Source organism: Flavobacterium sp. CG_9.1 (assembly GCF_015751645.1).
GTDB classification, from domain to species: Bacteria; Bacteroidota; Bacteroidia; order Flavobacteriales; family Flavobacteriaceae; genus Flavobacterium; species Flavobacterium xanthum.
In genome coordinates, this window is sequence record NZ_JADOVC010000003.1 from 123,120 (window position 1) to 142,607 (window position 19,488).

Below are 19,488 nucleotides of genomic sequence, written 5' to 3' on the forward strand. Positions count from 1 at the left end.
TTGTAAAAAAAAAAAAATGAATTTTAATTATTGAATTGTCGCTGGATATTGAATTCCATATAAACCTAAGTCAACCCCTTTAAGATTAGAACCGTATTTAGCATTAATCGCTTCTATGAATTTATTCGCAATCAGAGCATAACCTCTAGGACTTGGATGAACTCCATCCAGAGAAAAAGTACCTCCAGTCACATAAGCAGCAGTCATGTGAAAATTACCAAAGCGAATTCCGCCATTGTTCAACTGATTCAAAACGGAAGCAGCGTCAACAAAAGCCAACCCATTAGATTCTGCAGCAGCTTTAATTGTTACATTATAAGCATCTGTAGCTACTTTTATCTCTAAAACCTCTGAAGCTGTTAAAACTCTACTATCTTGTAAAGGATAAGTCACCCCAACTGTATTAAAAGGAGCTGGAATTCCAGCTTGTGGCGTTCCAATAACGGTTCTAGTAGTCAGTAATATAAAATCTTTATTTGCCACATTTGCACCACCATTAGCATGACGTGCCTGCCCATATAAACTACCCATTAAGCCTGCTTGACCAGCAGGAACTCCAGCAGCTACTAATGCACCAGTAATCTGAGCGCTATAATTCACTAAGGTTTCATCTCTTATCAATAGCGGATTTGTAGCCGAAGCAGTTAATGTTTTAATTCTAGTGCCTGCACCCAAAGCTGTAAGAATTTGTTTGACAGGTCCCAACAACTGCGTGTTCAACTGTGTTGCTGTAGCTGCATCTAACGGTACTGGATTAAAAGGAACTGTTGTAAAAAATGGAAGATTATTGATATACGGTAAGTTTGCAACAACCCCTTTTCTGCCTCCAGTAGCAAGAGTCGTCGCTAAAGCATTATAAGCCGCATTAAAAGTACCTGTAGGCGTAATGTCATTCCCTAACACTGGATCTTGTGACGTTGGCACACCCCCATTAGTTGCATATCCCAAAACATCATTTCCACCAATAAATAAGGAGAAAAAAGTTGGGTTTTGATCCGTAGCATCTTTAAGCACACTTGACATTGCCGTTTTAGCAAATCGTCCAAAATATGGATTTGCTTGACCGTAACCTGCTACTCCTAAATGAATTGCTTTTGCACCTGGAACACCCATATTACTGTAATATCCAGAGATACTAGCACCAAAAACAGTCCCTGAAACACCAGAAACATTTACAGGTCCAGCTCCATTAAAATACAAACGCGTTGGGAACTGAGGGATTTGATTCCCACCAATAGAAAAACCTCCTCTATTGTCCTCTGCCATGAATGGATTTGTAAAAGCACCTCCACCAACTAAAGCAAACTGCTCAGCCATGATGTTTGGATACGAATTTTTTTGACCCGCTTTAAAAAGCGCTCCATCACTGTATCCAGCTGCAAATGAATCTCCTAAGGCAACAAATTTCGAAAAATCTGCTGTACCCGCTGTTAACGGCTCTTCGACAACTACTTCATCGTCGTTATTACATGCTGCGAAGGTTAGCGAAATCAACAACAGCCATTTGAAATTTTTTATCATAATATATTTTTTAAAATTATTGCCCTTTTTAGTTTTATGGGTTGATTGTCCATGAAGCAAACCATTGTTGACCTATAGCACCCGCTCCAATTACTTGAATATAATCCTTTCCACCAATATTAGTAGCACCTACTTTAAGTACTGATTTTAATTTAGGAAAACCATAGTTAATTTGAGCATCTAACACTGTGTTTTCTGGAACAATCCCATCAGCAAAAGAAGACTGCCATAAATACTCCGTGTTGTATCTTGCGTTTATATTGAAACCAAAGTTTTCAAACAATCTTGAATTTCCAATTGAAGCTTTTACTCTGTGTTTTGGAGTGTTGAAACCAGCTACAAAACTAGGATCTTCTTCTTGGTTAAAATTAAATTCAGCATAATTGTAATTCACGCCCAATTCAAAATCTTTATAAACTTTTTTAGATAAACCTACACCAAAACCTAATGAAGTAATTTTTGCAGTTGTATTGGTATATACTTGATAAACTCTTCTATCACCATTTCCTAAAGCCGATAGCGTAGCCAATGTAGCTGGATTACCAAAGTCAAATGTTGTATTAACATCTCCATAATACGGACTGATTACTCTTGAAGTATTCATGAAATCATTGTAAATATTATAGTATCCATTCACATCAATTGACAAATCGTTGTTTACAACAGAACGATACCCCAATTCAATTGCTTGTACCTCTTCTGGTTTAACTAATCTAGGATTAGCCGTTTTCAATAAAACTGCTGCTGCAGGAACATTTGTTGGGTTGGCGGCAATGGCAGCACTAAATGCTTGTACCGAAGTTAAAGTATATGAATTATTGTATGCATTTTGACCTGTTAATGTCAAAGTTGCAGGTATTCCCAATGCTTGACTTGCAGCACTAACTCCTCTAACCTCTGTGAAACGATCTAAATTCTCAGGAGCAGAACCAATCAAAGCAAACGGCCCTAAGTCAAGACCAATGTACTGATCTTGTGTTGTAGGATTTCTAAATCCTGTTTGATATGAAGCTCTAAAATTGTGTCTTTTAGTTGCTCCTGCAGAATACACCAAGGATACACGTGGCGAAATGTTTCCGTTAAAATTTTGACTTTTATCGTAGCGCGCTGATCCTGTAAATTTCAAGCGGTCATCCATGAATTTTTTAGTCAATTGCCCGTAAGCACCATATTCATTATATCGTAAAGGACCATCAAAATCAGTAAAGATTGTTCCTTGAGAATTCATTTCATATTGTCTAAAAGAACCACCTAATTGAATCTCAGCAAATTTCACTAAATCTTTAAAATTATAATTCACATCTGAATGATAGATTTTTGACTGATCAATAAATTTAGCTCCCTTTGTTAGATCTGGCTCAGCAATTGCTACTGCTAAAGCATTCTTAAACTGGATAGAACCTGGCTCAAATCTTGCACTTCCCGCTGGAGTTGGTAAAAAAGGCAATCCTGTTGGTTTGATATTGAAATCAGCATAATTTCTAGCATTTGCAGCTGATTGTTGTGCGTTAGTACCTAAAACAGCACCCGAAAGTTGGTATGCCGTAGCATAGTTCGTAAACCATTCTGTATCTGATTTTGCAGCTCTGTTAACATTCCAAGCAGCAAAACGCATATCATAAGAATTTCCCGCATCCTCGTCAGTCACATATCCTCTGATAAAGAAATTTTTTCCTTTTATTTCCAATTTCGATTGTTGCATGAAGAAATCGCCTAATGCGTATCTATTTGCTCCTTGATATATTGTACTTCCTAAACCTATTTTATGTTGTAAAATAATTTCAGTTTCCCCTTCCCAAGGTTTAAAATGCAAAGAAAAATCAGCTTTTACACTTCTTACTTTGTTATCATTCAAATCTTGTTCACGGTATCCCGTTCTGCTTACTTGACCTACATTAGTTATGAAGGTTGTAACCTCATCTCCATACAAGTTTAAACCATCATAATTTTGATTATTAGCGTGCCCAACGGAACCACCGGTAATACTTCTTTGATCAGCAGCAATCCACTCCGTTGCTCTCAAAAAATTAAAATTTGCTTTAGCAGCAAAATGCTTGCTAAACGCTTTGGCAGCTCTTAATCCAAAATCAAAATAATCATTAGTACCCGCAGCCTGTTGCGTGGTCTGACCATATTTTACATACGTACTAATCCCTTGATTTGTAAAAGGATTTTTACTGTTCATAAACAAAATACCATTGAAGGCATTTGCACCGTATAAAGCTGAAGATGCTCCTGGAAGTAACTCCACACTAGCAACATCGATATCCGATAGTCCAATTAAATTCCCTAATACAAAGTTCAAAGCAGGTGATGAATTATCCATTCCGTCCACCAATTGCATAAAACGCGTATTTGCCACACTAGAAAATCCTCTAGTATTAATCGATTTAAAGGAAATACTACTTGTATTAAAATGCACCTCTTTAAGATTCTCTAAACCATCATAAAATGTAGGTGCAGTAGTGTTTTTAATTTGTTGAATACCCATTCTTTCAATAGTAACTGGTGACTCAATCACTCTTTCAGGAGTTCTTGAAGCTGAAACCACAATTTCGTCTAGCTTATTCTCCTCATCTAAAAGCGTTACAGCAATTTTTTGATTATTTGAAGAAATTGCAATTTTTTGGGATCGATATCCCACACTAGTAACCTCAATTGTAAAAGGTGGCTTTGCTGTAGATTGCAATGTAAATGCACCATCTAAATCGGTAGTTGTACCCGAAGAATCTCCAACAATCTTAATGTTGGCTCCAGGAATAGGTTGGTTGCTACTGTCTGTAACAATACCAGAAATTGAGTTTTGAGCAAAGGTTAGGCTACAAAAAAACAATGACAAAAAAAGTAAATACACTCTCATTGGGTTATAATTTGTTGGTTTATGAAGCCAAAGTACAAATATTTTTGATATTAATAAAAAAGCACCTTAAAAATTTCATATTTATCAGTTAATTTGCCTCATTTGCACTTATTCTATATTTGAATTTAATTATTTAATGTTAAAATTTGCATCAAAAAAACAGAATATCACTATGCGCGCATATAAAAAATACAGATATCACAAAATTTTTATTAATTTTTAGATATTTGATAAAAGTGATAAAACCTTAAAAATTTATCATTTTTTTGTCACTATCGCCAAGTATCAGGGCTTTACCGTGCCTCGAAAAAACAACGCATAAAAAAGCCCCGAAAAGAATATTCGAGGCTTTAGTATAAAAATAGAATACTATAAATTTACTCTACAGTAACTGACTTTGCTAAATTACGGGGCTGATCTACATTACATCCGCGCATAACAGCAATATGATAAGACAAAAGCTGTAAAGGTATTGTGGTAATCAATGGCGATAGCGCATCTGATGTCTCTGGAATTTCTATCACATAATCCGCCAATTCACGCACTTGTGTATCACCCTTAGTTACTACTGCTATGATTTTTCCACTTCTGGATTTAATCTCTTGGATATTACTAACAATTTTATCGTAGTGTCCTTGTTTTGGCGCAATTACAACTACCGGCATGTGCTCATCAATTAATGCTATCGGTCCGTGTTTCATTTCTGCTGCAGGATATCCTTCAGCATGAATATAGGAGATCTCTTTTAATTTCAATGCACCTTCCAGAGCTACAGGAAAATTATATCCTCTACCTAAATACAAACAATTAGGGGCATCTTTAAAGACAGCAGCTATTTCTTTTGCTCTGTCATTTGTTTCTAAAGCCTCTTTTACTTTGTCAGGAATAATTTCTAATTCTTGCAAATAGCTGTGAAAAACAGAATTCGACAATGTTCCTTTGGCTTTAGCCAAACGCAAAGCAATCATAGTCAAAACAGTAATTTGCGTGGTAAAAGCTTTGGTGGAAGCAACACCTATTTCAGGTCCTGCATGCGTGTAAGCACCAGCGTGAGTTTCTCTTGAAATAGAAGAACCTACTACATTACAAACTCCAAAAACAAATGCACCATTTTCTTTAGCTAGTTTTATTGCTGCCATCGTATCCGCCGTTTCTCCTGATTGAGAGATAGCAATGACGATATCTTTACTATTAATAATTGGATTTCTGTATCTAAATTCAGAGGCGTATTCTACCTCAACTGGAATTCTAGCAAACTCCTCAAAAACGTACTCGGCAACTAAACCAGCATGCCAAGAAGTACCACAGGCAACAATAATAATTCTTTCTGCATTTAAGAATTTTTCTAGATTATCTTCAACACCTGCCATTTGGATTAATCCTTCATTTGCATGAAGCCTTCCACGGTAAGTATCTTTAATAACGCTAGGTTGCTCATAAATTTCTTTCAACATAAAATGATCGTACCCTCCTTTTTCAATTTGCTCCAAGTTCATTTGAAGTTCTTGAATCGTAGGATTAACCAAAGAATCATCTTTAATTTTGCGTACTTTCATTTGTTTGTGCAATCGGATATTTGCCATTTCACCATCTTCTAGGTAAATAGCATTAGCCGTATATTCTATGAAAGGTGAAGCATCTGAGGCTATGAAAAACTCTCCTTCTCCAACCCCAATTGCTAATGGACTACCTAAACGGGCCGCAACGATTTCATTTGGATTTTTTTTATCAAAAACAGCAATCGCATAAGCTCCTACTACTTGATTTAAAGCTACCTGAACAGCTTTACCTAATTTTAGGTTATCTTTTTTCTGTACTTCTTCAATAAGGTTTACAAGCACTTCTGTATCTGTATCCGAATGAAAAACATACCCTCTTTTAATTAATTCTGCTTTCAAAGGAGCATAATTCTCGATAATTCCATTGTGAACAATAGCCAAATCACCTGAATTCGAAAGATGAGGATGTGAATTCACATCATTTGGAACACCATGAGTGGCCCAACGTGTATGCCCAATTCCAATGCTTCCATTGATTGTCATTTCCTTTGAGGCTCGCTCTTCAAGATCTGACACCTTTCCTTTGGTTTTACAAACTTTTAAATTTTCACCATCGTACAACATCACACCAGCACTGTCATAACCTCTATATTCCAGCCTTTTTAATCCTTTAATTACAATAGGATAAGCTTCTCTGTATCCAATATATCCAACGATTCCACACATAGTCTTGGTTTAATTAGGTTTTGTATAATAAATTTCAAGTTTCAATCTTTTCTCCACAGGAACGGTAGATTTTCCGCTATATAAAATCGTCCCTAAAGGATTCATCACTGAAGCTTTTGGGGCCTGAGAAATAAAAGCATTTGGCGTTTTTACTTTATAAGATGCTATTATACCAATATCTTCAGTAACAACAAGTCCTAGACTAACATTAGTTGAATCTTTATTATTTATTAGATTTCGTATCTGATTTGTAATTCTAATTTTATACGTAACTCCTCTTTTACTAGTTGCATCCTTTTTAATCATACCGTCAAAAAAAGCTTTGGATTTCTTTGGATTAGTACTATTAGAAGTAGGATCTAAGGAGTAATCTACTAATGGTCGGCTATTTTTAAAATCGTAAAGATAAATTCTTTGCGGCTCATTACTGGACGACATTGCATCGGCATCGATATGGAAAACTAAATTTGCTTCGTTTACCAAAAGCTTTTTACCATCGGCTGGATTTCTTAAATCATCTAATTCATCGGAAACTCCATTAGGGCCTGTAAGAACTCCGTTAGCATCGTACCCTTTTAGATCTTTAGGATCAAAAAGCTGCAGCACCGCTACGGAACCTTCGCCCCCTCTTAGAAACAATTTATCATCACCGTCTGTTCTATTTCCTGTACTTGGCAAAGCAGCATAAGCAGCACCAGAGGTGGTAAAATCATTGTTCAACAAACTAACCGTATTTCCAGTTAAGTTAAGCTCAATAGTCTTTTTTACTCTCGTCGTTGTAGTAATACCGGCAGCAGTAGTAGACACTAAATCTTCATTGTACTTAATCGTAATTTTTCCCGCTCTAAAATTTAACATTGCTAAATTTCCAGCACTGCTTCCTGATTTTTCCATTTTAAAGTAAAGTCCTCTAAAATAATTTTTGAAAACATCATTTGAAGCCAATTTACCACTATTAACTGCATCAATAATTCTGGTTTTAAAGTAGTCTCTGCTCAAATTCAACTTCATACCTGGTGGCGTGTAAGCCGTAGATTTTACATTAGTAATTGAATCTGTCGTTACAACTACATGTTCCTCAGGATTAAAGAAAAACTCTTCATTTTGAGACTTATCTGAACTGTCATTTAAAAGTGTAGCTTTTTTTAAATTGTTAAACTCAGTATTTTGATCTGTAAAATATTTTTGCTGTTGCTGAAAACCGGAATCAGGATCTGAATCTCTCATGAAATAACCTGATTCATAGATACTCAATTTCATTTTAGCCTTTTCCACGCCGTAAATCGAATCAAGAACATATGCACGGCTGCCATCGGCATTTACTTTCGTTTGCGATGGATCCGTATAATAAGGAAGTGTTAACACAACACTTTCAACATAAGGATTTGAACTGACAACAGTGGTAAAAACTGGAAGAGTTAATTGGGTATTAAAATTCGCAGTGGTTTCCCCAAAGTTTGAATTACTATAAATTCCCAATGGATTTACTTCAAGATTATTAGATTGAATTGGTCCTGTTTTTTGATTGTAACCTAAAACACCGTAGGAGGCTTTATTAAGATCAAAATTGTTTCCACCAATCAAATCACCACCAACTTCGTTGTAATCTTTATCACATGAATATAAAAACACAACAGTTGCCACTATCAGGATTTTCTTAAAAAAAGAATTATTGTACATATTTATTAAAAAAGTTTAATTTAAAGAACCTCGTTTAAGTAAAAGTTAGTATACGCTTCTGCGAATGCATCTTTCGGAGCGAAAGGTAAAAAAGGTTTTCCTGAAGATTCTATAAATTTTGTTAAACTTGAAGAGAGGTTTTCTGAGGCAATAATCACGGCATCAGAATGCTTTATGGACGACTTTATAATATTTTCGTAATCTGGTATTGCCAAATCCGCAATTGCATCAGCAGGAACTCCGTCAAACTTTACTTTATTGATCATTTCCACATTCAAAGTTCCTTCAAAGGACTGACTGTAAACAGAAGTAACAATCTTTGTTTCAGAAAACAAGGCTTCATTTTTATAAAAATGCTTCATATAAATAGGCAACATGGCAGCCATCCATCCATGAACATGTATAATATCTGGAACCCAATTGAGTTTTTTAACGGTTTCCACAACTCCTTTAGCAAAGAAAATAGCACGTTCGTCATTGTCAGGATACATCACTCCTTCTTCATCTGTAAACGTCGCTTTTCTTTTAAAATATTCATCGTTATCGATAAAGTATACTTGAATTCTTTCTTTTGGAATAGAAGCTACTTTTATAATCAATGGCATATCCAAGTCATTCACTACCAAATTCATCCCCGAAAGTCTAATTACTTCGTGCAATTGGTGTCTTCTCTCGTTAATATTTCCATACCTTGGCATAAAAATTCTTATCTGTCCACCTTGATCATTAATCATTTTTGGAACGTCATAAGACATTAAAGAGACCTCGTTTTCAGCAAGATAGGGCACCACTTCAGATGATACATATAATATCCTCTTATCTTTCATATTGTAATTTACTTTATTTATTGGCAATAAAAACCATGCAAAATTACAAAAATTTATGCAGTTATTAACTAAAATAGTAAGTTTGCATTTAATTTTAATAAAACTGCCATGCCTATTTTCTACGGAAAAGCATCTTTAATGGACTATTTGAAATCAATAAAAACAATCCATTCTACCCTTGGATTTGTTCCAACAATGGGCGCTTTACATCAAGGTCATTTGGCTTTAATGCAAAAATCATTGGCGGAAAACACAAATACTGTAGTGAGTATTTTTGTGAATCCTACCCAATTCAACAATCCTGAAGACCTGGCAAAATACCCAAGGACATTAGAAGAAGATGTGAAAAAACTTACGAATTTGGATCCGAATATTATTTTATACGCCCCTACAGTTGAAGATATTTATGACGGACAACCCGTTTCTCAATCGTTTGATTTTGATGGCCTCGAATATCCAATGGAAGGCAAATTCAGACCCGGACATTTTAATGGTGTAGGTACTGTGGTCAAACGCCTTTTTGAAATAGTGGAACCTACCCATGCTTACTTTGGAGAAAAAGACTTCCAACAATTGCAAATTGTAAAAAAAATGGTAGCTAAAAATAATTTAAAAGTAGTTATCGTTGGTTGTCCCATTTACAGAGAAAGTAACAATCTAGCCATGAGTTCTAGAAACGAACGCTTATCTGCTCAGGAAAGAGACGAAGCGGCAGTTATATATCAAATATTGACATCTGTCAAAGCTAAATTTCCGACAAATAGCGCAGCAAAAATCTCAGAATGGGTTCAAAAATTCCTTAAAAAAAATCCTCAATTTACGCTGGAATACTTCACCATTGCCGATGAAGCAACCCTTATATCGTGTAATCGAAAAAATAAAAATAAAAAATACCGCGCTTTCATAGCCGTATTAGTCAACAATATCCGTTTGATTGATACCATTTCATTAAATTAATTTACTTTTGTAGCATGCAAATTCAAGTTTTAAAATCAAAGATTCACCGAGTTAAAGTGACAGGTGCCGATCTAAATTACATCGGGTCTATCACCATTGACGAATCATTATTAGAGGCCTCAAATATCATTGAAGGCGAAAAAGTTTCCATTGTAAACATCAACAACGGAGAACGTTTTGAAACCTACGCCATTAAAGGCGAAAAAAATTCAGGAACCATTACCCTCAACGGTCCTGCAGCAAGAAAAGTTCAAAAAGACGATATCATCATCATCATATCCTACGCAACCCTAGATTTTGAAGAAGCTAAAACCTTCAAACCGTGGGTGATTTTTCCAAATGAAAACGACAACTCGTTGACTTAATTGCTATACGAATTCAATCAACACTATCTTTTAGCCACTGATTCTCTGATTTTGCATTTTAAAATCAGAGAATTAGTGGCTATTTTTTAAACGCTAGTTCCTACCTTATAATCAAAGCGCAATAGTAACATTTACCGCTACTCTTTTTCAATTAAAAGTAATAATGTTTATCTTGCTTGCTCTTATTTAGAGTATTCTCTAGATTCTAAAACAATCCAAATCATGAAAAAACTAATACTCTTATTACTCTTTTCCATTTCTGTATTTTCACAAAAAACTGTGATTGCTTTCGATTCTCAAGTGCTTGGTGAAAGCAGGGAAATCACCATCGGTCTCCCAACTTCTTTTGATAAAAACCCAAATAAAAAATACCCTATTCTTATTTTACTGGATGGCGATTATCTGTTTGATCCTTTCTACGGCGCCTTAAATTATGGAGCCTATTGGGATGATTTACCTGAAATTATCATTGTTGGCATCAGCCAAAACAAAAATAACGAACGATTTGACGACTGCAATTATGACAAAGCTGATGGTGTCCCTTCCGGAAAAGGCGCTAAATTTTTCGAATTCATTCGAGCGGAGTTGTTGCCATACATAGAAAAAAAGTACCCTGTAGCTCCTTTTCGAATGATTGCTGGCCATGACACGACTGCGGGATTTTTGAATTTTTTTCTGTACAAAGACAATCCTATTTTTAATGCCTATATTTCATTGAGTCCAGAACTAGCACCTGATATGGAAAACCGTATTCCAGAGTCACTTTCAAAACTTAAACAACCTATTTTTTATTATCAATCCAATGGTGATGGCGATGTAAAGAAACTGCAAACCTCTATCAAAAAATTAGACACAAATATAAAACTGGTTACCAATCCGTTACTAAATTACAAGTTTGACAATTTCAAAGGTGCATCTCATTATTCACTGGTTTTGTATTCGATTCCAAATGCTTTATACCAATTTTTCGATACGTACAAACCCATTTCTTCTACTGAATATTCGGAGAAAATTGCCGTCCTTCAATCTGGTTATGTAGATTACTTAACTAACAAATATGATGTAATATCTAAAAATTTAGGCTTAAGAATACCCATTCGCGTCAATGATTTCAAAGCAATTGAAGCGGCCATTTTAAAAAATAAAGCATACGCTGAATTAGAAAAATTAGCCGAAATAGCCAACAAAAACTACCCAAAATCAATGCTTGCTGATTATGAATTGGGATTGATGTATGAAAAAATGGGCGATCCAAAAAAAGCGGCGAAACGCTATCAAAGTGCTTCTCAATTAGAGGAAATCGGTAACCTTACCAAAGATAGTATGATGGAAAAATACGATGATATGATCAGTCAAACACCAAAAAAATAATGACAAAAGTAAAAACTACTTTTTTTTGCCAAAACTGCGGAGCACAATACGCCAAATGGCAAGGACAATGCAATTCTTGTAAAGAATGGAATACCATCGCAGAGGAAATTATCCAAAAACAAGAAAAAACAGCGTGGAAAAGTGAGACTTCCACTAGCAGCAAAGCACCAAAACCTTTACGAATAAATGAAATTGATTCCGCTCAGGAAATCCGAATGGATACTACTGACGCTGAACTGAATCGTGTGCTAGGTGGCGGAATAGTTCCCGGTTCATTGATCCTTTTGGGTGGCGAACCAGGCATTGGAAAAAGTACCCTTTTGCTCCAAATTTCTTTAAAGCTACCTTATAAAACGTTATACGTTTCCGGTGAAGAAAGTCAGAAACAAATAAAGATGCGTGCCGAAAGAATTACGCCCAGCGGAGATAATTGCTATATTCTTACCGAAACCAAAACACAAAACATCTTCAAACAAATTGAAGCCATACAACCGGAAATCGTGATTATCGATTCCATTCAAACCTTACATACGGATTATATTGAATCTACTCCCGGTAGTATTTCTCAAATCCGGGAAACCACAGCTGAACTGATCAAGTTTGCCAAAGAAACCAATATTCCCGTAATTTTGATTGGTCACATCACCAAAGACGGAAACATTGCTGGACCAAAAATCTTAGAACACATGGTTGACACCGTCTTACAGTTTGAAGGCGATAGAAATCACGTGTATCGCATTTTACGTTCGTTAAAAAATCGTTTTGGATCTACTGCCGAAATTGGTATCTATGAAATGTTAGGCAATGGTTTGAGAGAAGTTTCAAATCCATCGGAAATATTGATTTCACATAAAAATGAGGAACTATCAGGAACAGCAATTGCTTCCACATTAGAAGGCATGCGTCCGTTGATGATTGAAATACAAGCCTTGGTAAGCACCGCCGTTTATGGAACACCGCAACGCAGCACCACAGGTTATAATGCCAAAAGGCTCAATATGATTTTGGCCGTTTTAGAAAAAAGAGCTGGTTTTAGGCTTGGCGCCAAAGACGTTTTCCTGAATATAACCGGCGGGATTTCAGTAGATGATCCTGCCATAGATTTGGCTGTTGTGGCCGCTATTTTATCCTCTAATGAAGATATTGCCGTAAATAAAGACTTTTGCTTTGCCGGCGAGGTAGGACTTTCAGGTGAAATCCGTCCCGTAAATCGCGTAGACCAGCGCATACAGGAAGCAGAAAAACTAGGTTTTTCAACCATTTTTGTATCCAAATACAATAAAATCGCTTTGAAAAACACTGGGATCAAAATCCGATTGGTTGCCAAAATTGAAGATGTAGTAAGTGAACTGTTTGGATAATTCTTAAAACCACATAAATTTAAAGAGCCTCATTCCAGTTTTTTATTGCCCTACTTTACGATTTAAAATAAATACTCTAAATTAAGAAAAGGGTATATTATTTTTTGTAACTTTATGTCTAACAACACATTAAGATACAAAATGAAGCATTTACTCCTTGCTATTAATTCTTATTCCAAACATCTCGGCAAAGTGCTAATTCTAGCAAGAAGTAGAGTCACGGCCCACTTCTTGCTAAAATAAAAATAAAGTAGACTCAATTCTGCTCAAATCACTGTATCTGATTTTGCTGGCATAAAACAACACAAAAACGAGCAATTTTAATTTAAAATATCAAAACCATGAAAAGACAAACTGGTATTTGGATTGATTCCTCAAAAGCGATAATTGTCGCTCTTGATGGTGATACAGAAAAAATTACTGAAATAGATTCTGAGGTTGAAAATAGCGTCTATCATAATAAAGAAGGCGATAAAGGGACGTTCTCTGGAGCTCATCATGGCAATAGTGACAAAAAATTTGAGGAAAGAAAAAAACAAGAGTTGGACTATTTTATAAAATCAGTCCTTTCGTATGTTAAAAAATCAGATGAGCTTATTGTCTTTGGTCCAGCACAAACCAAAATTAAACTGGAACATAAATTATTAACAGAACATTTATTAGAACCCGGAAAACTAAAAGCAGTCGAAACGGCCGATAAAATGACGTTAAACCAAATTGTAGAAAAAGTGAGACGCTATTACAATCCTTCCCAATTTAAGACACCAAAGCCCTAACACACTGAAACTATCGTTACCGCAAAATAATTTAGAAACTACAACGCTTTCTCCGTTGTAGTTTTTTTATTTTACACTTTCAATTTCAAATCAAAGTACTAAAGAATACCATAAAAATGTTTCCTTTAGTATTATATTCCTTTTCTTTATACCCAAGATGCATGTCGCTGTATTTTATACTTAAATCAACTGTTTATGAAAACTGGAAAACAAAAACTACTTATCGCAGCAAAAGTACTTTTTGTATTGTTTGTCGCTATACTTATTGCTTTTTATATATTTAGAGATGCCGTATTACAGCAAACAATAGCCAAAGTTTCCCATGAAATGCAAGTCGAATACAATAGCTCTTTTACTATAAAAAAAGCGTCCTTCGATGGACTCTCAAGACTGAATCTTTCGGAGATTATATTAGTTCCTAAAAATGCAGACACGTTGTTTAAAATACAGAAACTAAAAACTAGTGTCAATTTATGGCATCTCCTAACTGGTGATGTTCAACTGGGAACTTTAGAAGTCCAGAACGGTTTTGTACAGTTAGTAAAAAAAGGAAAAGTGAGAAATTTTGATGCTTTTCTAAAAAAAGACAATCAAACAGAAATACGCGATGAGAAAAAAGATTACGCGCAGTTTACCTATAGAATCATCTCAAAAGCACTGAATTTAGTCCCAACGGATATGATTCTGGACAATCTTTCTTTTAGACTCGATGATAACGGGAAAAAAGCAACCATCAATTTTCAAAAACTGCGCTTGGTCAACAAACAGCTCGAAACTTCGATACAAGTTCAAACCAATACGATATCACAACGTTGGAAAATCAAGGGATTTGCAGATCCAAGAAATAAAAAAGCCGATATCCGTTTCGTCAATATCGATACTGGCGCCATCCAAATGCCGTATTTAGACGAGCGTTTCAACCTAAAATCAAGCTTTGACTCTATTCGATTGAATATTCAAAACATAGATAGAGATGGTGATCAACTACATATTGATGGGTTTATGGCTATTGCCAATTTAAAACTCAACCACCCAAAAATTGCGAGCAAAGATGTATTATTAAAAAACGCCAAATTCGATTACCGCTTCTTACTCGGTTCTAATTTTATCTCGATTGATAGCAGCTCAACGGTTCAGTTGAATAAGATAAAATTTCATCCTTATGCCGCTTACGAAACAGAGAAAGATACCATTTACAAACTCAAGGTAAACCTACCAAAAATGAAAGCGCAGGATTTTATTACTTCGCTTCCTGATGGTTTGTTTACGCATTTTCAGGGAATGGAGGCCACTGGAACTTTTGATTATAAATTGGATTTTGCTTTCAACCAAAACAAACCCAATCAACTGGTTTTTGACAGTAAATTGAAGAAAGAAAACCTTAGAATTACAAAATACGGCGAAGCCAATCTCAACAAACTTAATGGCGAATTTATGTATCGGGCTTTAATCAACAATGTTTTTCAACGAGGTGTTTTGGTAGGAAATGCGAATCCAAATTACACGCCACTAGAACAGATTTCACCGTATTTGAGAAAGTCGGTATTGACAACCGAAGATCCCTCTTTCTTTAGTCATAGAGGATTTATCACCGAAGCATTTAAACAATCCATAGTCAAAAACATAAGAACCAAAAAGTTTTCCCGCGGAGCTAGTACCATCAGCATGCAATTAGTAAAAAATGCATTCCTAAGTCGGGAGAAAACGGTTTCTCGAAAGCTAGAAGAAATTTTATTGGTTTACATTTTGGAAAACAACCGCATTGTGAGTAAGGAACGCATGCTCGAAGTGTATTTTAATATTATCGAATGGGGTCCAAATGTGTATGGAATTGGCGAAGCAAGTCAGTTTTATTTCCAAAAAACTCCTGCAGAATTATCGCTGAACGAATGCTTGTATCTCGCTCGAATTATTCCAAGTCCTAAAAAATTCATGTATCAGATTAACAATCAAGGGATGTTGAAAGATTTTGCCGTAAAACAAGAATCGTTCTTAACCAATATTATGTTTCGAAGAGGACTTTTGACTCCGGATGACACTATTTACAAGTCGTTAGCCATACTAATTTCAGGACCTGCAAAATCTTTTATCAAATTCAAAGTACAGGATTCCACACAAATAAAAGTAGATTCTTTAGCTAATGATGATGAGTTTGATCTTTAATGCTGCAGCTTTAACCACAAAGTTCACGAAGAAATCGACAAGTTCACAAGGTTTAAATTTGCTATTATATTGTCATTCCGACAAAGGAGAAATCCCATTATATGAGATTCCTCCTTTGTCGGAATGACAAAAAATGGTTTTTTAATTTACGGTGCCGGATCAGGAATAACAGCCTGAACTTCATCAATTGCTTTTAGAATTTCCTCGGAAAGTGTTACTTGAATCGTATCTATGTTTTCCTTTAACTGTTCCAATGAGGTTGCGCCAATGATGGTACTGGTTACAAAAGGTTGTTGGGCTATAAATGCCAAGGACAATTCTGTCAGAGTCAGTCCGTTTTTTTTAGCGATTTCTTGATACAATCGGGTAGCCTCTGTACATTGCGCACTGTTGTATCTCGAATATTGTGGAAATAAATTAAGTCTAGCATTTGGATGCACTTCGCCCGATAAAAACTTACCCGATAAAACGCCAAAAGCCATTGGTGAATAAGCTAATAACCCAACATTTTCTCTCAAGCAAATTTCAGCAGAACCATTTTCAAAAAGTCTATTCAATAATGAATATGGATTTTGAATCGTTTTTACTCTTGGCAAATCATTGTATTTGCTTTCCTCTAGAAAACGCATAATTCCCCAAGGATTTTCATTTGAAAGTCCGATATGTTTAATTTTTCCTTCTTTGACAAAACCGTCTAATGTTTCGAGAACATTGTGAATATTGTCTTCCCAAGCATCCTCCTGAACTTTAAAACCGCGTTGGCCAAAATAATTGGTTTTGCGCTCCGGCCAGTGCAATTGGTACACATCAAGATAATCTGTTTGTAAGCGTTGTAAACTTTGGTCTAATGCAAACTTGATGCTAGCTGGTGAAAAATCTAACTTGTCTCTCATGTAACCAAAATTCGGATTGGGTCCAGCAATTTTGGATGCCAAAACCACTTCCTCTCTTTTACCTGATTTTTTGAACCAAGTTCCAAGAATTTTCTCCGTACTTCCGTACGTTTCTTGGCGCCCTGGAATCGAATACATCTCAGCAGTATCAAAGAAATTGACTCCATTTTCTAAGGCATAATCCATTTGGGCATGACCCTCCGCTTCTGTGTTTTGTTGCCCAAAAGTCATGGTTCCAAGGCAAATTTTGCTGACTTTTATATCCGTATTTGGTAAAGTTGTGTATTTCATTTTTAAGGAAATTGTATTATATTTTCGAAAACAAAGATAAAATTAGTTTGTTGTTTAGATTTACAGTTAACAGAAAATTGAGAAACGTTTACAAAATATATCCGCGAATTCGCGAATTAAAAAGCTCCATTCCAAAGATAAAATTAGCGAATTAGCGGTAAAAGAGAAAGGACCAAAGCAACTACTTTGAACCTTTCCCTCTTTACAATTTTGATCTTTAATTGATTTCCTTTAGCATTTCGGCGATTTCGTCTAATCTAGGTGTTAGAATTATTTCGATTCTACGATTTTTAGCTTTTCCGTCCGCTGTTGAATTGCTTGCTAATGGTGAAAATTCTCCTCTTCCAGCAGCCGTTAGACTCTGTTTATTGATTTTCTTGTTCTCACTCAAAATAGCAACTATTGCTGTGGCTCTTTTTGTGGATAAATCCCAGTTGTCAGCAATAGGTCCTGATGCCGTAAAAGCATCATCATCTGTATGACCTTCAATTAATACGGATATATCAGGATTATCACCCAAAACCTTACCAACTTCTATTACTGCTTTTTTCCCTTCGGAACCAACTGCCCAACTTCCTGAATTGAAAAGTAGTTTGTTCTCCATAGAAACATATACTTTCCCATTTTTTTGCTCGACTGTCAACCCCTTTCCTTCAAAACTATTCAAGGCATTTGACAAGGTCTCTTTTAATTTTTTCATACTGGCTTCTTTGGCAGCAATCAAATCTTCTAATTCCTGCAAACGCTGTGCACTTTTGCTCAATCGCTCTTGTTCCATTGCTAATGCTTTTCCTTTTTCGTCCAATTGTTCTAGCAAATCACGATTTTTTTTCATGTTGCTTTGCAACGCATCACCACTATTTTTTTCTAAAGCGGCATACGAATCCTGCAAGACTTTGAATTTATTTTGAGCCGCAGCGTAATCTGCTTTCAACTTATCTAGTTCTGATTTAGACTTGCTTAGATCCGTTTTTAAACCATCACGGTCTAATTCTAATTGGTTTTTAGTTTTTAGCAAATCGGCATTTTCATCTGCTAAACTTCTGTTTTCTTTTTTGGAATCGGTGTATTTACTTTCTAAGTCATTGTATATTTTCTTGGACACACAGGAAGTTGAAAGTGCCAATACTACTAATCCGATGGAAACTTTTTTAATCATTTTGTTTGTATTTATGTTGTTTCTAATGTTGTTTTGAAAACAAAAACTCAAATTTTATCCGGATCCCCTAGCCCCGATTGAAACGGAAATCCTTGTTGTTTTTGCTGCCAAAAACAACAAGATTGCAGAGTAAAGCGGGAAATAGCTCCTAAAAATGTTACTCTAATTCCACCAAAATTGGGCAATGATCCGAATGCACTGCATCTGATAAAATAACGGCTCTTTTTAATTTATGTTTTAAAGAATCACTAACTAAGTTATAATCAATGCGCCAGCCTTTGTTGTTTCCTCTGGCTCCAGCGCGGTAACTCCACCATGTATATTGGTGTGGCTCACTATTAAAATGTCGAAAACTATCTACAAATCCAGATTTCATAAAGCCGTCAAGCCAAGTTCTTTCTTGCGGCAAAAAACCGGAAACATTTTTGTTGCGGACAGGATCATGAATATCGATTGCCTCATGGCAAATATTGTAATCCCCGCAAATAATTAGGTTTGGAATTTCTTTTTTGAGTTCGTCAATGTAGTTTTGAAAATCATCCATGAACGTGAATTTATGGTCCAATCGATCGATGTTAGTTCCCGATGGCAAGTACAAACTCATCACAGAAAACCCATCAAAATCAGCACGAAGGTTCCTACCTTCGAAATCCATGTGCTGAATTCCGGTTCCGTGAACCACATTATTGGGTTTGATTTTGGAAAGAATAGCCACGCCGCTATAGCCTTTTTTGGTTGCTGAATAGTAATATTGGTAGGGATATCCAGCTTTTGTGATATCGTCTACTGGAATTTGGTCTTCGGTTGCTTTAATTTCCTGAAGACAAATAATATCTGGATTTGCTTGTTGCAACCAGTCTATAAATCCTTTTGAAATAGCGGCTCTGATTCCGTTTACGTTGTATGAAATAATTTTCATTGAATACTTTTTTGAAATTCTTCCGAAAAAATTATTTTTACCTGCCGTTGTCAGGAACCCACTTTTTTATTTTATCGGAAAAATTATATTGTTTGTATGTGGGTTTCAAATGTAACAAAA

14 protein-coding genes are annotated in these 19,488 nt (G+C 35.6%); 6 read left to right on the forward strand and 8 right to left on the reverse strand.

Annotated elements, in window-relative coordinates:
* Nucleotides 1-27 precede the first annotated feature (27 nt).
* The 5 genes from IWX83_RS02720 to IWX83_RS02740 form a co-directional block, all read right to left on the reverse strand.
* A complete protein-coding gene (locus IWX83_RS02720; protein WP_196827461.1) occupies nucleotides 28-1,521 on the reverse strand; it encodes a G-D-S-L family lipolytic protein in 1,494 nt (497 codons plus the stop codon).
* 34 nt (nucleotides 1,522-1,555) lie between these two features.
* Nucleotides 1,556-4,381, reverse strand: a complete 2,826-nt coding sequence (locus IWX83_RS02725) for a carboxypeptidase-like regulatory domain-containing protein (RefSeq protein WP_196827463.1) — start codon at nucleotides 4,379-4,381, stop codon at nucleotides 1,556-1,558.
* 377 nt (nucleotides 4,382-4,758) lie between these two features.
* Entirely contained in the window at nucleotides 4,759-6,606 is a 1,848-nt protein-coding gene (gene glmS, locus IWX83_RS02730) for a glutamine--fructose-6-phosphate transaminase (isomerizing) (RefSeq protein ID WP_073352332.1), read from the reverse strand.
* A 9-nt stretch (nucleotides 6,607-6,615) separates the two neighbouring features.
* Nucleotides 6,616-8,286: a DUF4270 domain-containing protein gene (locus IWX83_RS02735; RefSeq protein WP_196827465.1), complete on the reverse strand. Its 1,671-nt coding sequence runs from the start codon at nucleotides 8,284-8,286 to the stop codon at nucleotides 6,616-6,618.
* 20 nt (nucleotides 8,287-8,306) lie between these two features.
* Nucleotides 8,307-9,113, reverse strand: a complete 807-nt coding sequence (locus IWX83_RS02740) for a glycogen/starch synthase (RefSeq protein ID WP_196827467.1) — start codon at nucleotides 9,111-9,113, stop codon at nucleotides 8,307-8,309.
* Nucleotides 9,114-9,221: 108 nt separating this feature from the next.
* Between IWX83_RS02740 and panC the strand changes: the two genes are divergently transcribed.
* The 6 genes from panC (at nucleotide 9,222) to IWX83_RS02770 (ending at nucleotide 16,106) form a co-directional block, all read left to right on the forward strand.
* A complete protein-coding gene (gene panC / locus IWX83_RS02745; protein WP_196827469.1) occupies nucleotides 9,222-10,070 on the forward strand; it encodes a pantoate--beta-alanine ligase in 849 nt (282 codons plus the stop codon).
* A 14-nt stretch (nucleotides 10,071-10,084) separates the two neighbouring features.
* The gene (gene panD, locus IWX83_RS02750) at nucleotides 10,085-10,435 is read left to right on the forward strand and encodes an aspartate 1-decarboxylase (protein WP_073352340.1); all 351 of its coding nucleotides are present in this window, start codon (nucleotides 10,085-10,087) and stop codon (nucleotides 10,433-10,435) included.
* 222 nt (nucleotides 10,436-10,657) lie between these two features.
* On the forward strand, nucleotides 10,658-11,806 hold the full coding sequence (locus IWX83_RS02755) for an alpha/beta hydrolase-fold protein (RefSeq protein WP_196827471.1): 1,149 nt from the start codon (nucleotides 10,658-10,660) through the stop codon (nucleotides 11,804-11,806).
* The gene (gene radA / locus IWX83_RS02760) at nucleotides 11,806-13,167 is read left to right on the forward strand and encodes a DNA repair protein RadA (RefSeq protein WP_073352345.1); all 1,362 of its coding nucleotides are present in this window, start codon (nucleotides 11,806-11,808) and stop codon (nucleotides 13,165-13,167) included. Before IWX83_RS02755 ends, radA begins: the two co-directional genes overlap by 1 nt.
* A gap of 341 nt (nucleotides 13,168-13,508) precedes the next feature.
* Nucleotides 13,509-13,943: a hypothetical protein gene (locus IWX83_RS02765; protein ID WP_073352347.1), complete on the forward strand. Its 435-nt coding sequence runs from the start codon at nucleotides 13,509-13,511 to the stop codon at nucleotides 13,941-13,943.
* 195 nt (nucleotides 13,944-14,138) lie between these two features.
* On the forward strand, nucleotides 14,139-16,106 hold the full coding sequence (locus IWX83_RS02770; RefSeq protein WP_196827473.1) for a transglycosylase domain-containing protein: 1,968 nt from the start codon (nucleotides 14,139-14,141) through the stop codon (nucleotides 16,104-16,106).
* Between the two features lie 146 nt (nucleotides 16,107-16,252).
* Here the strand turns inward: IWX83_RS02770 and IWX83_RS02775 are convergent, their stop codons facing one another.
* From IWX83_RS02775 to IWX83_RS02785, 3 genes are all read right to left on the reverse strand, one after another.
* Nucleotides 16,253-17,290 (reverse strand): aldo/keto reductase, encoded by a 1,038-nt coding sequence (locus IWX83_RS02775; protein WP_073352351.1) that lies wholly within the window; start codon nucleotides 17,288-17,290, stop codon nucleotides 16,253-16,255.
* A gap of 217 nt (nucleotides 17,291-17,507) precedes the next feature.
* A complete protein-coding gene (locus IWX83_RS02780) occupies nucleotides 17,508-18,449 on the reverse strand; it encodes an OmpA family protein (protein WP_196827475.1) in 942 nt (313 codons plus the stop codon).
* Nucleotides 18,450-18,606: 157 nt separating this feature from the next.
* Nucleotides 18,607-19,368: an exodeoxyribonuclease III gene (locus IWX83_RS02785; protein ID WP_196827477.1), complete on the reverse strand. Its 762-nt coding sequence runs from the start codon at nucleotides 19,366-19,368 to the stop codon at nucleotides 18,607-18,609.
* Nucleotides 19,369-19,488 lie beyond the last annotated feature (120 nt).

Coding starts and splice junctions, on each gene's coding strand:
- radA (WP_073352345.1), top strand. CDS start 11,806: ATGACAAAAGTAAAAACTACTTTTTTTTGCCAAAACTGCGGAGCACAA.
- IWX83_RS02755 (WP_196827471.1), top strand. CDS start 10,658: ATGAAAAAACTAATACTCTTATTACTCTTTTCCATTTCTGTATTTTCA.
- IWX83_RS02765 (WP_073352347.1), top strand. CDS start 13,509: ATGAAAAGACAAACTGGTATTTGGATTGATTCCTCAAAAGCGATAATT.
- IWX83_RS02740 (WP_196827467.1), bottom strand. CDS start 9,113: ATGAAAGATAAGAGGATATTATATGTATCATCTGAAGTGGTGCCCTAT.
- IWX83_RS02775 (WP_073352351.1), bottom strand. CDS start 17,290: ATGAAATACACAACTTTACCAAATACGGATATAAAAGTCAGCAAAATT.
- IWX83_RS02720 (WP_196827461.1), bottom strand. CDS start 1,521: ATGATAAAAAATTTCAAATGGCTGTTGTTGATTTCGCTAACCTTCGCA.
- glmS (WP_073352332.1), bottom strand. CDS start 6,606: ATGTGTGGAATCGTTGGATATATTGGATACAGAGAAGCTTATCCTATT.
- IWX83_RS02770 (WP_196827473.1), top strand. CDS start 14,139: ATGAAAACTGGAAAACAAAAACTACTTATCGCAGCAAAAGTACTTTTT.
- panD (WP_073352340.1), top strand. CDS start 10,085: ATGCAAATTCAAGTTTTAAAATCAAAGATTCACCGAGTTAAAGTGACA.
- panC (WP_196827469.1), top strand. CDS start 9,222: ATGCCTATTTTCTACGGAAAAGCATCTTTAATGGACTATTTGAAATCA.
- IWX83_RS02725 (WP_196827463.1), bottom strand. CDS start 4,381: ATGAGAGTGTATTTACTTTTTTTGTCATTGTTTTTTTGTAGCCTAACC.
- IWX83_RS02735 (WP_196827465.1), bottom strand. CDS start 8,286: ATGTACAATAATTCTTTTTTTAAGAAAATCCTGATAGTGGCAACTGTT.
- IWX83_RS02785 (WP_196827477.1), bottom strand. CDS start 19,368: ATGAAAATTATTTCATACAACGTAAACGGAATCAGAGCCGCTATTTCA.
- IWX83_RS02780 (WP_196827475.1), bottom strand. CDS start 18,449: ATGATTAAAAAAGTTTCCATCGGATTAGTAGTATTGGCACTTTCAACT.